Source organism: Desulfoferula mesophila (genome assembly GCF_037076455.1).
Taxonomy (GTDB): domain Bacteria; phylum Desulfobacterota; class Desulfarculia; order Desulfarculales; family Desulfarculaceae; genus Desulfoferula; species Desulfoferula mesophila.
Map to the genome: position 1 here is coordinate 149420 of NZ_AP028679.1, position 16410 is coordinate 165829.

At 66.1% G+C, this 16410-nt stretch carries 15 protein-coding genes; 3 read left to right on the plus strand and 12 right to left on the minus strand.

Annotated features, from left to right (window positions below; all coding sequences use genetic code 11):
* Position 1 precedes the first annotated feature (1 nt).
* The 10 genes from ggt to AACH32_RS00775 all read right to left on the minus strand — a co-directional run bounded on the left by ggt (position 2) and on the right by AACH32_RS00775 (position 11853).
* Positions 2-1621, minus strand: coding sequence for a gamma-glutamyltransferase (ggt, locus tag AACH32_RS00730; protein ID WP_338604346.1), 1620 nt, complete (start codon positions 1619-1621; stop codon positions 2-4).
* A 2-nt stretch (positions 1622-1623) separates the two neighbouring features.
* Complete coding sequence (locus AACH32_RS00735; protein ID WP_338604348.1) at positions 1624-2520, minus strand: dihydrodipicolinate synthase family protein; 897 nt, start codon at positions 2518-2520, stop codon at positions 1624-1626.
* 229 nt (positions 2521-2749) lie between these two features.
* On the minus strand, positions 2750-3856 hold the full coding sequence (locus AACH32_RS00740) for a pyridoxal-phosphate-dependent aminotransferase family protein (protein WP_338604351.1): 1107 nt from the start codon (positions 3854-3856) through the stop codon (positions 2750-2752).
* A gap of 151 nt (positions 3857-4007) precedes the next feature.
* The gene (locus AACH32_RS00745; protein WP_338604354.1) at positions 4008-6632 is read right to left on the minus strand and encodes a PEP/pyruvate-binding domain-containing protein; all 2625 of its coding nucleotides are present in this window, start codon (positions 6630-6632) and stop codon (positions 4008-4010) included.
* Positions 6633-6641: 9 nt separating this feature from the next.
* Positions 6642-7070, minus strand: a complete 429-nt coding sequence (locus AACH32_RS00750) for a response regulator (protein WP_338604357.1) — start codon at positions 7068-7070, stop codon at positions 6642-6644.
* 97 nt (positions 7071-7167) lie between these two features.
* Positions 7168-7869, minus strand: a complete 702-nt coding sequence (locus AACH32_RS00755; protein WP_338604360.1) for a hypothetical protein — start codon at positions 7867-7869, stop codon at positions 7168-7170.
* Positions 7866-9182, minus strand: a complete 1317-nt coding sequence (locus tag AACH32_RS00760) for a sulfite exporter TauE/SafE family protein (protein ID WP_338604362.1) — start codon at positions 9180-9182, stop codon at positions 7866-7868. Before AACH32_RS00760 ends, AACH32_RS00755 begins: the two co-directional genes overlap by 4 nt.
* A 36-nt stretch (positions 9183-9218) precedes the next feature.
* Positions 9219-9617, minus strand: a complete 399-nt coding sequence (locus tag AACH32_RS00765; RefSeq protein WP_338604364.1) for a response regulator — start codon at positions 9615-9617, stop codon at positions 9219-9221.
* A 30-nt stretch (positions 9618-9647) separates the two neighbouring features.
* Complete coding sequence (locus AACH32_RS00770) at positions 9648-10094, minus strand: response regulator (protein WP_338604367.1); 447 nt, start codon at positions 10092-10094, stop codon at positions 9648-9650.
* 31 nt (positions 10095-10125) lie between these two features.
* Positions 10126-11853 carry a sensor histidine kinase gene (locus AACH32_RS00775; RefSeq protein WP_338604370.1) on the minus strand — a complete coding sequence of 576 codons (1728 nt, stop codon included), beginning with the start codon at positions 11851-11853 and terminating at the stop codon, positions 10126-10128.
* Positions 11854-12355: 502 nt separating this feature from the next.
* Between AACH32_RS00775 and AACH32_RS00780 the strand changes: the two genes are divergently transcribed.
* Complete coding sequence (locus AACH32_RS00780) at positions 12356-12982, plus strand: CatB-related O-acetyltransferase (RefSeq protein ID WP_338604372.1); 627 nt, start codon at positions 12356-12358, stop codon at positions 12980-12982.
* A gap of 48 nt (positions 12983-13030) precedes the next feature.
* Here the strand turns inward: AACH32_RS00780 and AACH32_RS00785 are convergent, their stop codons facing one another.
* Positions 13031-14434 (minus strand): sigma-54-dependent transcriptional regulator, encoded by a 1404-nt coding sequence (locus AACH32_RS00785; RefSeq protein ID WP_338606639.1) that lies wholly within the window; start codon positions 14432-14434, stop codon positions 13031-13033.
* Between the two features lie 207 nt (positions 14435-14641).
* Here AACH32_RS00785 and AACH32_RS00790 point away from each other — a divergent pair, with 207 nt between their 5' ends.
* Both AACH32_RS00790 and AACH32_RS00795 read left to right on the plus strand, forming a co-directional pair.
* On the plus strand, positions 14642-15364 hold the full coding sequence (locus AACH32_RS00790; RefSeq protein WP_338604374.1) for a tetratricopeptide repeat protein: 723 nt from the start codon (positions 14642-14644) through the stop codon (positions 15362-15364).
* 51 nt (positions 15365-15415) lie between these two features.
* Positions 15416-16108 (plus strand): lipid-binding SYLF domain-containing protein, encoded by a 693-nt coding sequence (locus AACH32_RS00795; RefSeq protein WP_338604377.1) that lies wholly within the window; start codon positions 15416-15418, stop codon positions 16106-16108.
* 10 nt (positions 16109-16118) lie between these two features.
* Here the strand turns inward: AACH32_RS00795 and AACH32_RS00800 are convergent, their stop codons facing one another.
* On the minus strand, positions 16119-16388 hold the full coding sequence (locus AACH32_RS00800) for a hypothetical protein (RefSeq protein ID WP_338604380.1): 270 nt from the start codon (positions 16386-16388) through the stop codon (positions 16119-16121).
* Positions 16389-16410: the final 22 nt, after the last annotated feature.

A 16410-nucleotide genomic window follows, 5' to 3' on the forward strand; every position in this document is an offset into this window, starting at 1 on the left:
GCTAGAAGCCCATGGCGCAGCCGTCCTTGCGGCGGTCGCTGGCTCCCAGCCACACCCCCTGCTCCTGGTCGCGCCACACCACCTGGCCGCCGCCCACCTCGTTGACCGGGTAGGGGCCCCGGTCCACCTGGTGGCCCCAATCGGCCAGGATGCGAGCAGCCTCGGAGCTTATGCCGTCTTCCAGGTACATGGACTTGCCGCCCATGTAGCGCAGGCGCGGGGCGTCCATGGCCGCCTGGAGGTCCAGGCCGAAGTCCAGCAGGTTGACCAGGAACTGGGCGTGGCCCTGGGGCTGCATGTCCCCGCCCATCACCCCGAAGGCCGCTTCCAGCTTGCCGTCTTGCATGAGCATGCCGGGGATGATGGTGTGCATGGGCCGCTTGCCGGGCTCCAGGCAGTTGGCGTGCTCCGGGTCCAGGGAGAAGGAGCGCCCCCGGCAGTGCAGGATGACCCCGGTGCCCGGCACCACCAGGCCCGAGCCGAAGGCGGTGAAGATGCTGCTGATGAAGCTGGCCGCGTTGCCCTGGGCGTCGCCCACCGCCAGGTACACCGTCTCGCCGCCCAGCGGGGGAGCGGCGGCGGGTTCCAGCACCCGGCCGGGGCAGATCATCTCCCTACAGGCCGCGCCATAGGCGGGCGAGAGCAGGCGCTCCAGGGGGGCCGGCGAGAACACCGGGTCGGTAAAGTAGCGGGCCCGGTCGCCAAAGGCGATCTTGATGGCCTCGCCCAGGCGGTGCAGGTATTCGGCCCCGCCGGGCTCCAGGGAGGCCAGGTCGTAGCCCGAGAGGATGTTGAGAATCTCCAAAGCCACCGCGCCCTGGCCGTTGGGCGGCAGCTCCAAGACGGTGTGGCCCTGGTAGTCAAAAGCCAGAGGCTCCACCCACTGGTTCACGTGGGCGGCCAGGTCGTCGGGGGTCATGGCGCCCCCGCCCGAGCGCACGCAGGCGGCCACGGCCTCGGCCAGTTCGCCCTGGTAGAACACCCCGGGCCCCTGATCGGCCACGCGGCGGAAGGTGCGGCCCAGGTCCGGGTTGGTGAACACCTGGCCGGGCCGGGGGGCCTGGCCGTCGATCAGGTAGGCGGCTTTGGCCGCCGGGTCGCGGCGCAACAGCTCGGTGGCCTGGGCCCATTCCCCGGCGATGACCTGGCTCACCGGGAAGCCCTTTTCGGCGTAGGTGATGGCCGGAGCCAGCAGGGTGTCCAGGCCCATGGTGCCGTAGCGCTCCACCGCCTCGGCCCAGCCGGCCAGGGCGCCGGGCACGGTGACGCTGAGCGCTCCGGTGAAAGGCACCGTCTCGTGGCCCAGGGCCCGGTAGGACTCCAGGCTGGCCGCCGCCGGGGCCCGGCCGCTGGCGTTGAGCCCCACCACCTTGTTGCCGCCCTCCACCGCCAGCAGGGCGAAGGCGTCGCCGCCGGGGGCCACGGAGTGGGGCTCCACCACGCTGAGCACCGCCACCATGGCCACCGCCGCGTCCACCGCGTTGCCCCCGTCCTCCAACACCCGCACCCCGGCCCGGGTGGCCAGGGGGTGGCTGGAGGCGGCCATGCCCTGGGGGGCCATGACCACCGAGCGCTGGGCCGGGGTGTCCCAGTGGCGCTTGCCGGGATAGGTGAAACCCATGGCTAGACTTGGCCCATGACTTTTTTGAGCTCGGCGGCCAGCACGTCGCGGGCGGCCTGGTCGGGCGCCAGCAGCGGCAGGCGCACCGGCCCGCCCAAATAGCCCACCATGTCCATGGTGGCCTTGAGCCCGCCCACCCCGTAGACGCCGGTGACCAAGGCGGCCAGGCGGCTCATGGCCCACTGCAGCGCCTTGCCCTGGGCCAAATCGCCGGCCAGCACCGCCTCGCGCAGGTCCACGCAAAGCTGGGGCAGCACGTTGGCCACCGCCAGGATGGCCCCGTCGGCCCCCAGTTGGGTGGCCGAGAACAGCACCTCGGCGTTGCCCACGAACACCGCGAAGTCATCGTCCTTGGTCAGGCGCAGTATCTCGCTGAGCTGGGCGATGTTGCCCGAGGAGTCCTTGACGCCCACGATGTTGGCGTGGGGGGCCAGGCGGGCCACCAGGTCCGGGGTCATGTTCACCCCCGTGGCCTGGGGCACGTTGTAGAGCAAGACCGGCAGGGTCGAGGCCTCGGCCACCCGGAGGTAGTGGGCCTCCAGGTTGGCGGGCTTCATCTGGCCCTTGAAGTAGCAGGGGGTGACGATGAGCACGCAATCGGCCCCCGCCCGCGCGGCGCGCCGGATGGCCCCGATGGTCTCGCGGCTGGACTCGCGCCCCGCCCCGGCCATGACGAACTTGTCCTCGCCGGCGGCCTCCACCGTGGCCGCGATCACCGCCTCCTGCTCGTCCTCGGACAGATACACCGACTCGCCGTTGCTGCCCACGGCCAGGTAGCCGGAAAGGCCGGTGGCGTTCCACTGGGCGATGTTGGCCTTCAGGGCGGCCAGGTCCACTTCCTCGTCAACGGTGAAGGGGGTGGCCATGGGGGGCAACACGCCTTTTAATTCGTGCTTCATGAATTCGACTCCCAGAGGGCGGGTTTGCGAAATTCCGGACGCCCGGCTTCGCCAGACCCCGCAGGGTTGTGCCCACGGCGTCACTCGGTCCTCGGCGTAGGTCTGCTACGCCTGCGTCCCTCGTTCGCCTGCCGCCTTGCCCCGCGGCGCCCGGCTGTGCCGGTGCCAGGTACGAAACGCTCCCCCTTCCAGCCAAGGCTTTTCCAGGGGGAGCGCGTCAATTATTATCCTAGGCGAAGTCCTGCAGGGCCCTGAGCAGCACGGCCACCTTTTGCACGCAGGCGTTCTCGCCCATCAGGCCGATGCGCCAGATCTTGCCCGCCGCCGGGCCCAGGCCGCCGCCCACTTCGATGTCGTAGTCGGCCAGCAGCTTTTTGCGGATGCCTTCCACGTCCCAGCCCTGGGGCGGGATGGCGCAGGTCAACGGCGGCAGGCGGTAGCCCTCCGCGGCCCAGAAGCCGAAGCCCATCTCGCCCAGGCCCTTGGCCAGGTGCCCGGCCGCCGCGGCGTGACGCTCGAAGCGGTTTTCCAGGCCCTCTTCCAGCACGATGCGCAGGCCCTCGCGCAGGCCGTAGATCATGGTGATGGGCGCGGTGTGGTGATACAGCCGTTCGCTGCTGCTCCAATACTTGGAGAGCATGGTCAGGTCCAGATACCAGCTCTGCACCTTGGTCTTGCGGTTGTTGAGCACCTCCAGGGCCTTGGGCCCGAAGGTGACCGGGGCCAGGCCCGGAGGCACGGCCAGGCATTTCTGGGTGCCGCTGTAGCTGGCGTCGATACCCCAGGCGTCCACTTCCAGGTTCACCCCGCCCAGGGCGGTGACGGTGTCCACCAGGAACAGGGTGTCCTTGTCCTTCAAGTAGGCGCCGATCTCCTGGATGGGCTGGAGCACGCCGGTGGAGGTCTCGGCGTAGACGATGGCGCAGAGCTTGGCCTCGGGGTGGGCCTTCAGGGTGTCGATGATCTTCTGCTGGTCCAGGGGCTGGCTCCACTCGGCCTCCACCTTGATCACCTTGGCCCCGCAGCGCTCGGCCACGTCGATCATGCGGGTGCCGAAAACGCCGTTTTGGCACACCACGGCGGTGTCGCCGGGCTCCAGCAGGTTGACGAAGGTGGCCTCCATGCCCGCGCTGCCGGTGCCGCTCACCGGGAAGGTCATCTGGTTTTCGGTCTTGAAGACCTGGCGCAGCATCGAGCAGACCTCGTCCATCATCTGCATGAACAGGGGGTCCAAATGGCCCACCAGGGGGGTGGACATGGCCCTGAGCACCCGGTAGGGCACGTTGCAGGGGCCGGGGCCCAAGAGCAGTCTTTGCGGTGGTTTCAATTCGTCCATGTTTGCTCCCTTTTTTGCATGGCGGCCCCGCGTTTGGCCACGGAGCGCGAAATATCTCTTTTCCGGCCCTGCCGGTTGTCGGGAAAACCAAACTTTATCATAGATCAAGCGCCCCTACCCTTGAAAGGGCAAAGGGCGGGCGGCGGGCGGATCAGGCGGAACGGGCGGCCTTTTGTCCCGGAGCCTCGCCCCGGCGCACCAGCTCCAGGTCGGCGCGGATCTTGTCCTGGTAGTGGGCCACGGCCCGGGGGTTGCCCATGATGATGTCCAGCTGGCGGGTGTGCATGAGCAGATAGCCCACCGCCTTGAGCGTCTCCAGGGTCACCTCCTGCTCGTGGCGCTCCAGACGGGCGTTGAGGTTGTCCTCGGTGCTCTCCACCCGAAATCCCTGGTCTTCCATGATGCCGCCGATGAAGCGCACCCGGCCCAGGCGGCGGGCCGCGTCGGCCGCCCCGCCCTTGAAGGAGAAGCTGATGTAGTTCTCCCGGCGGCGCTCCCCGGCCAGCGCCTCCACCGCGCAGAAGTGGAAGCCGAAGCGCGACTGCAGGTTCATGAAGTGGTGGGCCACCATGAAATAGTTGCGGTGGGCGTAGCGGGTCTTGACCCCGGTGGTGAGCGAGGGGTTGGCCGTGGCCTCGAAGAGCACCGAGGCCAGGCCCCGGCCCCCGGCCGCCGGGGGGCCCTGCCAGGGCACGGCCACCATGCCCTCCCACACGGCCAGCATGGGCAGGCAGGCGATCTGATCCAGCTTGACGTACTTGCTCTTTATCTCCTGGGTGAAACCGTCGTCCAGGTTGAGCACCCACCACTGCATGGGCACCTGATAATAGAGCTGCTTGGAGGAGCGCTGGGGGAAGTTGTGCTCCTTGCCGAAGGAGAACATCTCCTTGACGCTCTTTTCATGGCAAAAGCGGGTGATGTCGTGCAGGGTGCGCACGTTTTCCGCCTTGAATTCCGTGGAGTCGGGGTCCAGCAGGGTCAGGGGAGAGATCAGCTCCAGGGTGCGGCCCAAAAGCTGGTGCACCGGGCTGCCGCTCATGAAGCGGGGGCGCTGGACGGGCCGTTGCAAAAGCTCTTCCACCCGCCCCGCGTACACGGCCCGCGCCCCGGCGTCCACGGTGACCAGGGCCTCCTCCTCCAGGGCCTCCAGGGCCGGGCCCAGGCCGAACAGGGCCGGCACCCCGTACTCGCGGCACACCGTGGCCAAATGCCCCGCCGCGCCGCCCCGGGATGAAACCACCGCCGCCGCCTTGCCCACCAGGGCCGCCCAGCGCGGCGCCGGGCGGGGCAGGGCCAGCACCGCGCCCTCGGGAAAGGTGAGGGCGTCGGAATCGCGGCGCACCCAATGCACCGGCCCGGCTCCCGCGCCGGGTCCGGCGGTCACCCCGCCCTGGAGCAGGGCCCGGGTGCCGCCCTCTTGGGCAAGCGGGGCGGGCGCGGCGGCCTTGGCCTCGGCCGGGCGCAGGGGGCGGCATTGCAGCATCACCAGCTCGCCCCGGGGGCTGTAGGCCCATTCCACGTCCTGGGGCCCGCCGTAATACTCTTCCAGCTTGAGCGCGGCCTCGGCCACCGCCAACACTTGCTCGTCGCCCAGGCAGGGTTGGGTGGCCCGCTCGCCGGTGAGCTCCAGTTGACACACGCCGTCGTCGGCGTGGCACACCAGCTCGCTCTGCTTGTCCTCCACGCTGCGGGCCAGCACCCGGTGCGGCGTCTCGCGGCCCACCACGAAGTGGTCCCCGACGGCCTCGCCGTCCACCACCACGCGGGGCAGGCCCCAGGCGGCGGTGATGTGCACCCGGCGGTCGGCCGGGTCCAGGGGGCTCACGGTGTAGGCCACCCCGCCGCTCACCGCCCCCACCATGGCCAAACAGCCCACGGCCATGGCCAGCTGGTCGTCGCGCAGGCCCCGGACCAGGCGGTAGTGCATGGCCTGGGGGCTGTAGAAGCTGGCCGCCACCTCCTTGTAGGTCTGCTCCAAAAACTCGGGGTGCACGTTGAGCTGGGTGGAGTATTGCCCGGCGAAGGAGGCCTCGGCGCTGTCCTCGCCCAGGGCGCTGGAGCGCAGCGACACCCTGACCTCCCCCCCGGCCTCGGCGGCCAGCTCGGCGTAGGCTTGCTCCAGGGCCCGGCCCAGCTCCGGGGGCAGGGGGACCTCCACGATGAGCTGGCGCAAACGGCTACTCAGGGTGAACAGTTCGGCGGCGTTCTCCAAATCGGCCGCCTGTTGCAGGCGGCTGATCTCCTGCACCAGGCCCTCCTGGCTGAGCAGCAGGCGCCAGGCGGCGGCGGTGATGACGAAACCGGCGGGCACCTTGAGGCCCAGGCGGTTTCTCATCTCCCCCAGGTTGGCCATCTTGGCCCCCGCCTCCTCGGCCCGCCTCTGGTCAATGTCCTTGAGGGCCAACACCAGCTCGCCGCCGCCGCCCGCCTCGGCCGGGGCGGCGATGGCCTCCAGTTGCGATTGGATGTTTTTTAGTCCGGGGGCCAGGGCGGGATACTTGCCGGGAGCCAGGCGGCCCAGGAGGTCCACCATCTGGAAGACGCTCACCCCCAGGGCGGTGACCCGCGAGCGCAGAAAGCTCATGCCGAAGACCCGCCCGCCCCCGGCGGCGGCCTCCAGCTCGCTCATCAGCTCCAGGGCCTTGTTGTTGGCCGCCAGAAGCTGGCGAAAGCTCAGATAGCGGGCCTTGAACTCCTCGGCCAGACCGGCCTGCACCGGCTCCGGCTCGGCCTGTCGGCCCAGCAGCCCGCGCAATTTGTCCAGCAGCCCGGCCATGGTAGCGCCCTAGGGCTTGACCCCTTCGGCCCGCACCGCCCTTATCTTGCGCTCCTGCACCGACTTCTTCTCCCAGGCGTCGTGGATCTTCTCCACCAACTCCTCCAGGGGCACCGGCTTGAGCAGGTAGTCAAAGGCCCCCTGCTCCAGGCCGGTGATGGAGGTCTCCAGATGGGCGTGGCCGGTGAGCAGGATCACCTCGGTGAGGGGCCGCGCCTTTTTGATGCGCCTGAGCACCTCCAGGCCGTCCAGCCCCGGCATCTTCACGTCCAGCAGCACCACGTCCGGGGCCTGTTCGCCCAGGCGCGCCAGGGCGGCCTCGCCGTCGGCCTCCTGGGTCACCATGAGCCCCCGGCGACCCAGGCGCCGGGCCAGGGCCTCGCGGAAGTTTTCCTCGTCGTCCACCACCAGGACGCTGATCTGGTTGTTGTCGCTCATGGGGGTAATTATAACCGAGGCGGGCCCGAATGGGGCCGCCCCCGGCGATCGAAAAAGGGCCGCCCCGAAGGGCGGCCCCTTGACGCTGACCTTGCTGTTAGTGTTCCAGCTGATATCCGGCTCCTTCGAACATATACATCACCCCGAAGCCGTACCACAGGGTGTAGACCACGTAGAACAGTAGCGAGATGGCAACGATCAGCCAGCGTTCGCCGATGCTTTGCGGCTCTATGCCGTAGTAGTTGTAGGTCATCTCCACCGCCTTGGCCTGCACCACCGCGACGAACTTGGCCTGGGCGAAGTTCTTTTGCCGGTTCAGGGCCTTTTCCAGGGCGGCGTAGCTGCGCCACCAGGTGTAGAGCATCAGCCGGGCGTCCTTACCCTGGTAGCGGGCCGCGAGCTTGTCCCCCTGGTTGTGATACATGGACTCGGTGTCGGTCAGGGTGGAGGCGAACACCTTGCCCAGATCGCCGTTGATCTTGAGCTTGTCGCCCTCGGCCGCGGCCTGGGCCCCGGCTCCGGCGAACAACAGGGCCGCCTGGGCCGCCGTATCGGCGTCGGGCAGGGTCAGGGTGGCCTCCAGCTTGGTCCCGTCATACTTGGCCGCCTGCTTGTTGAGCTCGGGAATGTAGTAGGCGGAGTTCTTGGAGATGGAGTTGTATAGGCTGTCCAGATAGTCCAGCCCGTTGTGCCCGTTGAAGATGGGCGAGAAGAAGGCGATGAGCACGCCCACGAACACCAGCACCATTATCAACCCGGTGGTCATGTGGAACTTCTGGCTTTTGGCTTGCTTGCTCATGAGGTCGCCTCCTCGCCCAGGGCCGCGCCGGCGGGATGGGCCGTGCGCAGGTTTTTGGTGTTCTTGAAGAAGGTGCCGATCACCCACACCGCGAAACCGCCGATCACCAGGAAGAACCCCCAGATGCCTATCTGGTCCAGCCAGAAGACCGTGGTCTTGCTCAGGTTGATGATCTCCATGTCGGCCAGCTTGCCCGGCAGGGCGAAGATGCGGTTCATGAACCCGGCCAGCACGGCCATGGCGTAGAAGCCGCGGATGGTGGTGCCCGGCACCACCTTGGTGACCATGGCCCCCACCTGGATGCCCAGCAGCGAGCCGATGAGCATGCCCATGGCCAGGGTGTAGAAGATGAAGCCGTAGATGGCGTACTGGCTGATGGCCGCGTAACCGGCGGTGAACACGATCTGGAAGATGTCGGTGCCCACGGTGGTCATGGAGCTGACCCCCAGGGTGTAGACGAAGATGGGGAAGGTCAAGAATCCGCCGCCTACGCCCATGATGCCCGCGGCCAGGCCCACGATGAAGCCGGCGACGATCAAGAACCAGGCGCTGATGGCCCGTCCGCCGGGCACCAGGCTCTGGTCGAAGCGCACCATGGGGGGAAGCTTCATGCCCTGGAGCTTCTGGGGCAGGTTGCCCAACTCCGCGCCTTCCATCTTGCCCCCGTGGGGCAGCTCACAGGCCGCGGCGCTTTTGCGGCACTTTAGGAAGTCCATCAGGGCGTAGAAGCCCAGCCCGCCCAGCATCACCGCGTAGATGGTGGTGATGAAGGCGTCACTTAGCACCGGGTTGATCTCGTAGAGCACCCGGTTGATCACCCCGCCGCAGGTGGCGCCGCCGATGGCCCCTATGAGGAAGGTGACCGCCAGCGACACCGACACGTTGCCCAGCTTGCGGTGGATCACGCTGCCCATGATGGCCTTGGCGAAGATGTGGAACAGGTCGGTGCCCACGGCCAGGATGCCCTTGATGCCCGCGCTCATCAGGGCCGGGGCGATGATGAAGCCGCCGCCCGCGCCGATGCAGCCGGTGATGAGCCCGGCGCACAGGCCGATGAGGATGGAGGCGATGAAGATGCCGGTGCTGTAAAAGGCGGGGCTGTAGGCCTTCTTGCCGCCCAAGACGTCGGGCAGGGCCGAGTGAATCTGGTCGGCGAAGGCGATGCCGCCCAGGATGGCGGGCACCAGCATCAGTCCCAAGATTATCAGGCGCTTTTTATCGCCCAGGATGGTGTTGGCCGTGGCGATCTCCCACCTGGCGTGGGCCTGGGCTCCGGCCACCATGCACTGTCCCAGTCCTTTAAAGAAATTCATGGTTATATGCCTTCCGATGCTTCGGTTGGTTGAAAATCAGCTTCCACTCGAATTCCGGCTTGCTTGCGAGGCTTGGATGCGGGCCAACAGGTCGCCCAGTTCGCAAGGCTTGGTCAGGTAGTCGAAGGCGCCCAGGGCCATGCCCTCGCGGGCCGCCTGCTCCGAGCCGTGGCCGGTGAGGATGATGACCGCCAGATCGGGGTCCATCATCTTGAGCACCTTGAGCACCTCGATGCCGTCCATGTCTTCCATCTTCAGATCCACCACCGCCACGTCGAAGCTCTGCTGCCGGGCCTGTTGCACGGCCTCGGTGCCCGAGCGGGCCGTGGTCACCTCCAGGTTGCGCTTGCTCATGCGCTTGTTGAGCACCTCCAGGTAGCCCGGCTCGTCATCGACCAACAAGACCTTGAGCCGTTCGGCGCCTTGGTTGCTCATCACCCGCTCCCTTCGCTCCCCAACTCCCGGCTACGACTCGCGCCGGAGGGCGTGCACCCTGACCCGCGCGTCCAAAATCTTGGCCTCGTGGGCCCGCTTTTTGGCCACGGCCTCGCCGACCTTGGCCATCAACAGGTCCATCTCGCAGGGCTTCATGAGGTAGTCGTAGGCCCCGCTCTTCATGCCTTCGATGGCGCTTTCCACCGTGGCGTGGCCGGTGAGCATGATCACCTCCACGTTGGGGTGCTTGCCCTTGATGGCGGCCAGGGTCTCCAGGCCGTCCATGCCCGGCATCTTCACGTCCAGGATCACCACGTCGATGCGGCTGGGCCCCCCGCCTTCCAGCTTTTCCAGGGCCTCCTTGCCGCTGAACGCGGTCTCCACGGCGAGTTCCCGCTTGGCCAGCCGCTTGGCCATGGTCTCCACAAAGGGGACTTCATCGTCCACCAGGAGCACCGAGGGGTTGATCACAACCATTTGATTCCTCCAAAAATGACAGCCATTGGTCCTAACCCTGTCCGGTCCCGGGCGCTCCCGCGGGGGCCGGAGTCGTATCTTGGCGGGCGGGCAAGATGACGGTGAAGGTGGAGCCCTCGCCCTTGGCGCTGGTCACCTTGATCTCCCCGCCCAACTTGTTGATGATGCCGTAGCAGATGGACAGGCCCAGGCCGGTGCCCTGGCCCACCGGCTTGGTGGTGTAGAAGGGGTCGAAGATGCGCGCCAGGTTGGCGTCGGCGATGCCGATGCCGGTGTCGGACACGCTCAGCTTGACCCGGCCGTTCTCCTGGGTGGTGGTCACGTTTACCGTGCCGCCCTCGGCGTTGATGGCGTCCACCGCGTTGTTCACCAGGTTCAAAAGCACCTGTTGCAGCTCGCTGGGGCTGGCCGCCACCTTGGGTAGGCCCTGGTCCAGGGCGGTGGTGAGCTTCACCCCGGCGTAGCGCGACTTCTGGGCCACCAGGCCCAGCACCTCGTCCACCAGGCCGTTCAAGTCCACCGGCTTGATGGTGGGGTCGGTCTTGCGGGCGAAAGACAACAGCTTGTGGGTGATTTGCTTGCAGCGGTCCCCCTGCTCCTGGATCTGCTGCACCGCCCGCTGGATCTCGGCCAGGGTCTCCTCGCTCAAGGGCCCCTCGTCGCTCATCAGATCCTCGATCCAGCCCGCTTCCTCCACCATGATGGCCACCGGGTTGTTGATCTCGTGGGCGATGCCCGCGGCCAGCTCGCCGATGGAGGCCAGGCGGCCCGCTTCTATCATCTTCTCGTTCATGGCTTCCTTTTGCTCGTCGGCCTCGGCAATGCGCCGCACCAGCCGGCGGGCCACGATAAGGGAGACCGCCACGATGAGCAGGCCCCCGATCACGAAAATGGCGATGGCCGCCCGCTGGGCCTGCACCAGGTATAAAAAGGCGTCGGACACTTCCTGCTGGGCGCAGATGATCCACTGGCCCTTCTTGAGCGGAGCGGCGGCGTAGATCATGTCCCGGCCCAGCGAGTCGGGCTGCTCCACGATGGTGACCTTGCCCGGGGCCAGGGGGGTCTGCAGCAGTTCCTGCCAGGCTCCGGAAGACAGGATCACCTCCTGGCGGGGCTTGGTCTGCAGCTCGCTTTGCCGGTTGAGGATGAAGGCGAAGCCGGTCTCGCCGATGCGCAGGTTCTCCACCAGGGCGTTGAAGGCCTCGAAGTCGATGGTGGCCTTTAAGAGCCAGTCGTTGCCTTCGTAGTGCATTCTCACCGCCACGATGAAGTGGGGGCTGCCTCTCAGGCCCGCGAAGACGTCGGAGATGAAGTGCTCGCTCTGCATGGCCTCATGGAACCACTGGGCGGTGGAGTAGTTGGCCCCGGTGAGGTTGTAGGGGCCGGCGTAGGCCACCTGGGCCCCCTTGGCGTCCACCAGGCCCAGGTCCACGTAGACCCCGCTGTACTCCTCGCGCAACAGCCCCAGCTTCACCTTTAAAAGGTCCGGGTTCTCCAGGTCGGGCACGGTGTAGGAGCGGGCCAAGACCCGGATGTCGGCCAGGCGGTCGATCAAGAAGGCGTCGATGGTGTGGCAGTGCTTGTTGAGCAGCACCTCCAGGTTCTCTTCCACCTTGGTCTGGTAGGCCTGTTTGAACTGGTAGAGGATGATGGCGCCCGTAAGGAACAGGGGCAGCAGGGAGACGACCACCACGAACAAAACCAGGTTGCGGGTGAGGCTGCGGTAGTAGGCGGCCGGTCTTACGCGGGCGGTTTGCATGGGCGTTCTTCCCGTTCAGGTTCCGCCCTGCATAGTGGCAATTGATGTGCCAATTTTCACCAGCGGTTCACATTTAAAAATTATAATTGAATTATCTAATAAAAACTGTCTGTTACTCTAATAAGCTTGAAGCTGCCCGCCAGGGCCGGGGCTCCCGGCGAAGGGTTTGTGGCCTTGCGCCTGTCGGATTTTTTTACAAGCTGTAAAGGTATACGACGGCAGGGGATTGGGCCCGGCCCCTATGAACCGTGAAGCCATTGGGTACGGACTCGGCCTTGTGCAAGGTCGTGCCGGGCAACAAAGGACCAAAATCGAGGCCGCGCGCGGCGGCCGCTGCATAGTCTGGGGTATTGGATACTTGGGAAGCCGGGGTTTGCTTGCCCCGTTATGTTTGTCGGAGTATTTTTAGGCGGTTTTTGTTTGGCGAGGGGCCGGCGATAAGGCGGGAAGGCGCCATCCTGTGGCCGAACCAGTCTAAACAACAAGTAAAAACAGGTGGGTTATGGCCATCCAAGATGAAACAATATATCCGCGGACCAATGACTTCGAGACGGTATACCTAAAAAGCATAATTACCAATCCCAACATAACGGTTGGCGATTACACCATGTACAACGACTTTGTTTCCGACCCCACGCAGTTCGAAAAAAATAATGTTTTGTATCATTACCCCGTCAACCATGACAAATTGATAATCGGCAAATTTTGTTCCATAGCCTGTGGGGCGAAATTCCTGTTCAACAGCGCGAATCACACGCTTAACTCCCTTTCAACGTATCCGTTTCCCATTTTTTTCGAGGAATGGGATCTGGACAAAAGGCAGGTTGCCTCCGCGTGGGACAATAGGGGCGACATTGTGGTCGGCAACGATGTATGGATAGGATATGAAGCGGTTATCCTGTCCGGCGTGCATATTGGGGACGGGGCGATCATAGGGGCGAGGGCGGTGGTGACAAAGGATGTTGCGCCGTATGCGATCGTCGGCGGTATTCCAGCTAAGGAGATCAAGAAACGTTTCAGCCAGACGACAATCGACAAGTTGCGGCAGATACAATGGTGGGATTGGGACGCTGACAAGATACGGCGATTTTTGCCCGCCATCATGAGCGGGGATATTGACAGACTGTAGTTTTAAATAACTTTTTGGCCCGGATTTTCCTATTCCGAGCCTTTCATTTCAGCCAATGCCGTATTTCTTGAGCCGCGCCAGGAGCGACGGGCGCGACACCCCCAGCAGGCGGGCGGCCCGGCTGCGGTTGCCCCCCGTGGTCTCCAGGGTCTCGCTGACGATGATCTCCTCCACCCGGCCGAGCAGGGCGCCCAACAGGCGGGTGCGCCCGGCGGCGATGCCCTGGCGGCACCAGGCCCGGATGGCCTGGTCCATCTCCGGGCTCAGCGAGCCGCCCGGCCCCTCGCCGGGCTCCAGCACCAGGGAGGCCACCTCCTCGGCCCCCACCGGGTGGCCCCGGCCGAAGATGAGGCATTTTTCCATGGCGTTGGCCAGCTCGCGCACGTTGCCCGGCCAGGAGTGGGCCCCCAAAAGCTCGTAGGCCTCGGGGGTGATGCCCGGATTGCGCACCCCCAGCTGGCGGGTCACCCGGGCCAGGAAATAGTCGGCCAGCAGGGGCACGTCCTCGCGCCGCTCCCTGAGCGGGGGCAGGCTGATGGTCACCACGTTGAGGCGGTAGTAGAGGTCCTCGCGGAAGCGCTCCTCCTTGACCGCCTGCACCAGGTCGCGGTTGGTGGCCGCGATGATGCGCACGTCCACCGCGATGGGCTGGCGCCCCCCGATGCGCTCCACAGAGCGCTCGGCCAACAGGCGCAGCATCTTGGCCTGGATGGCCAGGGGCATGTCGCCGATCTCGTCCAGGAACACGGTGCCCCCGTCGGCCTGCTCAATCTTGCCGATGCGCCGGGAGGCCGCGCCGGTGAAGGCCCCCTTTTCGTAGCCGAACAGCTCGCTTTCCAAAAGGGTCTCGGGGATGGCCACGCAGTTGACCACCACGAAGGGCTTGGCGGCCCGGTCCGAGTGGTGGAACAGGGCCCGGGCCACCAGCTCCTTGCCGGTGCCGCTCTCGCCCTGGATGAGCACCGTGGCCCCGGTGCCCGCCGCCCGGCCGATGGTCTTGTAAAGCTCCTGCATGGGCCTGGAGTGGCCCAACAGGGCGTCGCCGGCGGTGATCTCCTGGTCCTGGTCTTGGTCCATGCGCACCGGCGAGCGCATGAAGCGCCCCGCGTCCAGGGCCTGTTGCACCAATTTGGCGAAATCGTCGGGAACCAGGGGAAGGGTCACGTAGTCGAAGGCCCCCAGCTTGGTGGCCTCGATGGTCTCGGCGGTAAGGCCGCCGGAGGAGGTGATGATCACCGGCAGGCGGGGGTCGTCCTGCTTGAGGCGCTTGAGCAGCTCCAAGCCCCCGGAGGGGGGCAAGGCCGCGGCCACGATGGCCAGGTCCGGGGGATTGGCCGCCACCTCGCGCAAGGCTTGCGGCATGTCGTCGGCCTGGCTGACCCTGAGGCCCTGCTCGATGAGCAGGCGCTCCAGGCTCTGGCTGTGGGCAGGCTCAGCGTTGGCTAGTAGCACCCTGAACAAGATAGCCTCCCAGATTAGGTGCATCTTAACTATGGGCAATCGGGCCGGCGATTTCCAGTGAAAAGATTCACATCTGTGACAAAAGAGTTGGAGGCGCTCCGCCTTTCTCCAGCCGGCGAGAACAGTTGGGCAAGCGGCTGGACAAGCTCGGCGGGCCGGTCTACCATGATGCCTATCCGTGAGGCACAAGGAGCGCCGGTGAAGATAGATTTGGGGCAAGCCCTGGACAATTTGCAGGAAATGAGGGCGGAAGGAAACCCGCAGGCGGTGGCCAACGCCCTTTTCGTGGTGGGCGTGGCCCAGATGCAGAAAAAACGGCCCCAACCCGCCAGGGCGGCTCTGGAAGAGGCCCTGGAGCTTTGCGCCCAGTTGGGCAATTTTTCGGGTCAGGGTCAGGTGCTCCTGCGCCTGGCCGAGCTGGCCCAACAGGCCGGCCAGCCGGAGGCGGCCCTGGGTCTGTTGAACCGGGGCCTGGAGTGCTTTGCCCAGGCCGGGGACGCGCCGGGCCGGGCCAGCGCCCTGGAGCGGCGGGCCGCCCTGCAGCGGGAGTCCGGCGACCTGGATGGCGCGGCGGCCTCCCTGGAAGAGGCCCTGGCCCTGGCTCTGGAGGCGGGCGACGAGCTCAGCCAGATGCTTCTGAGCCAATACCTGGGGGCGGTGTACCGCAGCCTGGGGCAAAACCGAAAGGCCCTGGACGCCTATCGCCGCCTGGGGGCCTTGAGCCAAAAGCACAACGAGCCCCAGCGCGAGGCCCTGGCCCTGTTGGGGGTAGGCACCCTGTTGGCCACGGAGGGCCGGGCCGAGGAGGCCGACGAGGCCGAGGAGGCCTTTAAAAGCGCCGAGGAGGCCTTCGGGCGCCTGGGGCAGCCCAAGCAGGCCGCTGCGGTGGCCGCCGAGCGCCGCCGTCTCCTTGGCCGTTAGATTTTTTCCTGTCCGAACCATCGCCGCGACGCGGCTAATAAAGGTGTGATCATGAATACCAAATTTAGATCGATTTGCATGTCGGCGGCGCTTTTCTTGTTCCTGGCCTGGGCCCTCCCGGCGGCGGCCATGAACAAGGCCGAGGCCGACCTGGAGGTGCAGCAGGCCCGCATCAGCCTGTTGCAGTTCACCAGCTCCCCGGACACCAGCACCCCCCGCTGGCTCTTGGCCCGCTGCAAGGGGGTGGCCCTGTTCCCGGGCATGATCAAGGCCGGTTTCATCGTGGGCGGCAACTACGGCACCGGGGTGATCATGAGCCGCCGCCCGGACGGCAAATGGTCCGGCCCGGCCTTCTTCCGCATGGGCGGGGCCTCCATCGGCTTCCAGATCGGGGCCCAGTCCTCTGATTTGTTCATGGTCATCATGACCAAGGTGGGTCTGGACGCGGTGCTCAAGAACCAGGCCAAGTTCGGGGTGGACGCCTCGGCGGTGGCCGGACCGGTGGGGCGCGACGCCCAGGCGGCCATAGCCGGGGGCAGCCTCAAGGCGGATCTGTACTCCTATTCGCGCAGCGCGGGGGCCTTTTTGGGGGCCTCGGTGAGCGGGGCGGGCATAGAGTTCGACCAGGCCAGCAGCACGGCCTACTATGGGCGGCCGGTCACCGTGAGCGATATCTTCGACGGCAAGGTGGATCTGCCCCCCAGCGCCCAGGCCCTGACGGAAGCGTTGAACAAGTTCAAGTAATTATTGTCGTTTAACAGGTGCCGCAGCCCTTGGCCCGGTGGTCGTCGTACCAGCTTTTGACCAGGGCCTTGAGCTCGCCGCGGTCCGCTTGCAATATTTCGCCGATTTGGGCCTTGGTCAGGATGCCGGTGAAAAAGGCGAATTTGCATAGGTAGATGAGGGAATCCACAGAAGGGGCGTCGGCTTTGTCCGAGAGCCAGCCCTCCACTCCCTGGGCCTTGACGGCCGAACGCAACCGCTGATGGCGGTTGATGATATCGGGGTGATTCGGAGGGAGCATGCCTGGCGTTCCTGGTGTAAAG

What these genes read in the sequence shown, in the direction of transcription:
- ggt (WP_338604346.1), bottom strand. Translation starts at nt 1,621, where the DNA reads ATGGGTTTCACCTATCCCGGCAAGCGCCACTGGGACACCCCGGCCCAG.
- AACH32_RS00735 (WP_338604348.1), bottom strand. Translation starts at nt 2,520, where the DNA reads ATGAAGCACGAATTAAAAGGCGTGTTGCCCCCCATGGCCACCCCCTTC.
- AACH32_RS00740 (WP_338604351.1), bottom strand. Translation starts at nt 3,856, where the DNA reads ATGGACGAATTGAAACCACCGCAAAGACTGCTCTTGGGCCCCGGCCCC.
- AACH32_RS00745 (WP_338604354.1), bottom strand. Translation starts at nt 6,632, where the DNA reads ATGGCCGGGCTGCTGGACAAATTGCGCGGGCTGCTGGGCCGACAGGCC.
- AACH32_RS00750 (WP_338604357.1), bottom strand. Translation starts at nt 7,070, where the DNA reads ATGAGCGACAACAACCAGATCAGCGTCCTGGTGGTGGACGACGAGGAA.
- AACH32_RS00755 (WP_338604360.1), bottom strand. Translation starts at nt 7,869, where the DNA reads ATGAGCAAGCAAGCCAAAAGCCAGAAGTTCCACATGACCACCGGGTTG.
- AACH32_RS00760 (WP_338604362.1), bottom strand. Translation starts at nt 9,182, where the DNA reads ATGAATTTCTTTAAAGGACTGGGACAGTGCATGGTGGCCGGAGCCCAG.
- AACH32_RS00765 (WP_338604364.1), bottom strand. Translation starts at nt 9,617, where the DNA reads ATGAGCAACCAAGGCGCCGAACGGCTCAAGGTCTTGTTGGTCGATGAC.
- AACH32_RS00770 (WP_338604367.1), bottom strand. Translation starts at nt 10,094, where the DNA reads ATGGTTGTGATCAACCCCTCGGTGCTCCTGGTGGACGATGAAGTCCCC.
- AACH32_RS00775 (WP_338604370.1), bottom strand. Translation starts at nt 11,853, where the DNA reads ATGCAAACCGCCCGCGTAAGACCGGCCGCCTACTACCGCAGCCTCACC.
- AACH32_RS00780 (WP_338604372.1), top strand. Translation starts at nt 12,356, where the DNA reads ATGGCCATCCAAGATGAAACAATATATCCGCGGACCAATGACTTCGAG.
- AACH32_RS00795 (WP_338604377.1), top strand. Translation starts at nt 15,416, where the DNA reads ATGAATACCAAATTTAGATCGATTTGCATGTCGGCGGCGCTTTTCTTG.
- AACH32_RS00800 (WP_338604380.1), bottom strand. Translation starts at nt 16,388, where the DNA reads ATGCTCCCTCCGAATCACCCCGATATCATCAACCGCCATCAGCGGTTG.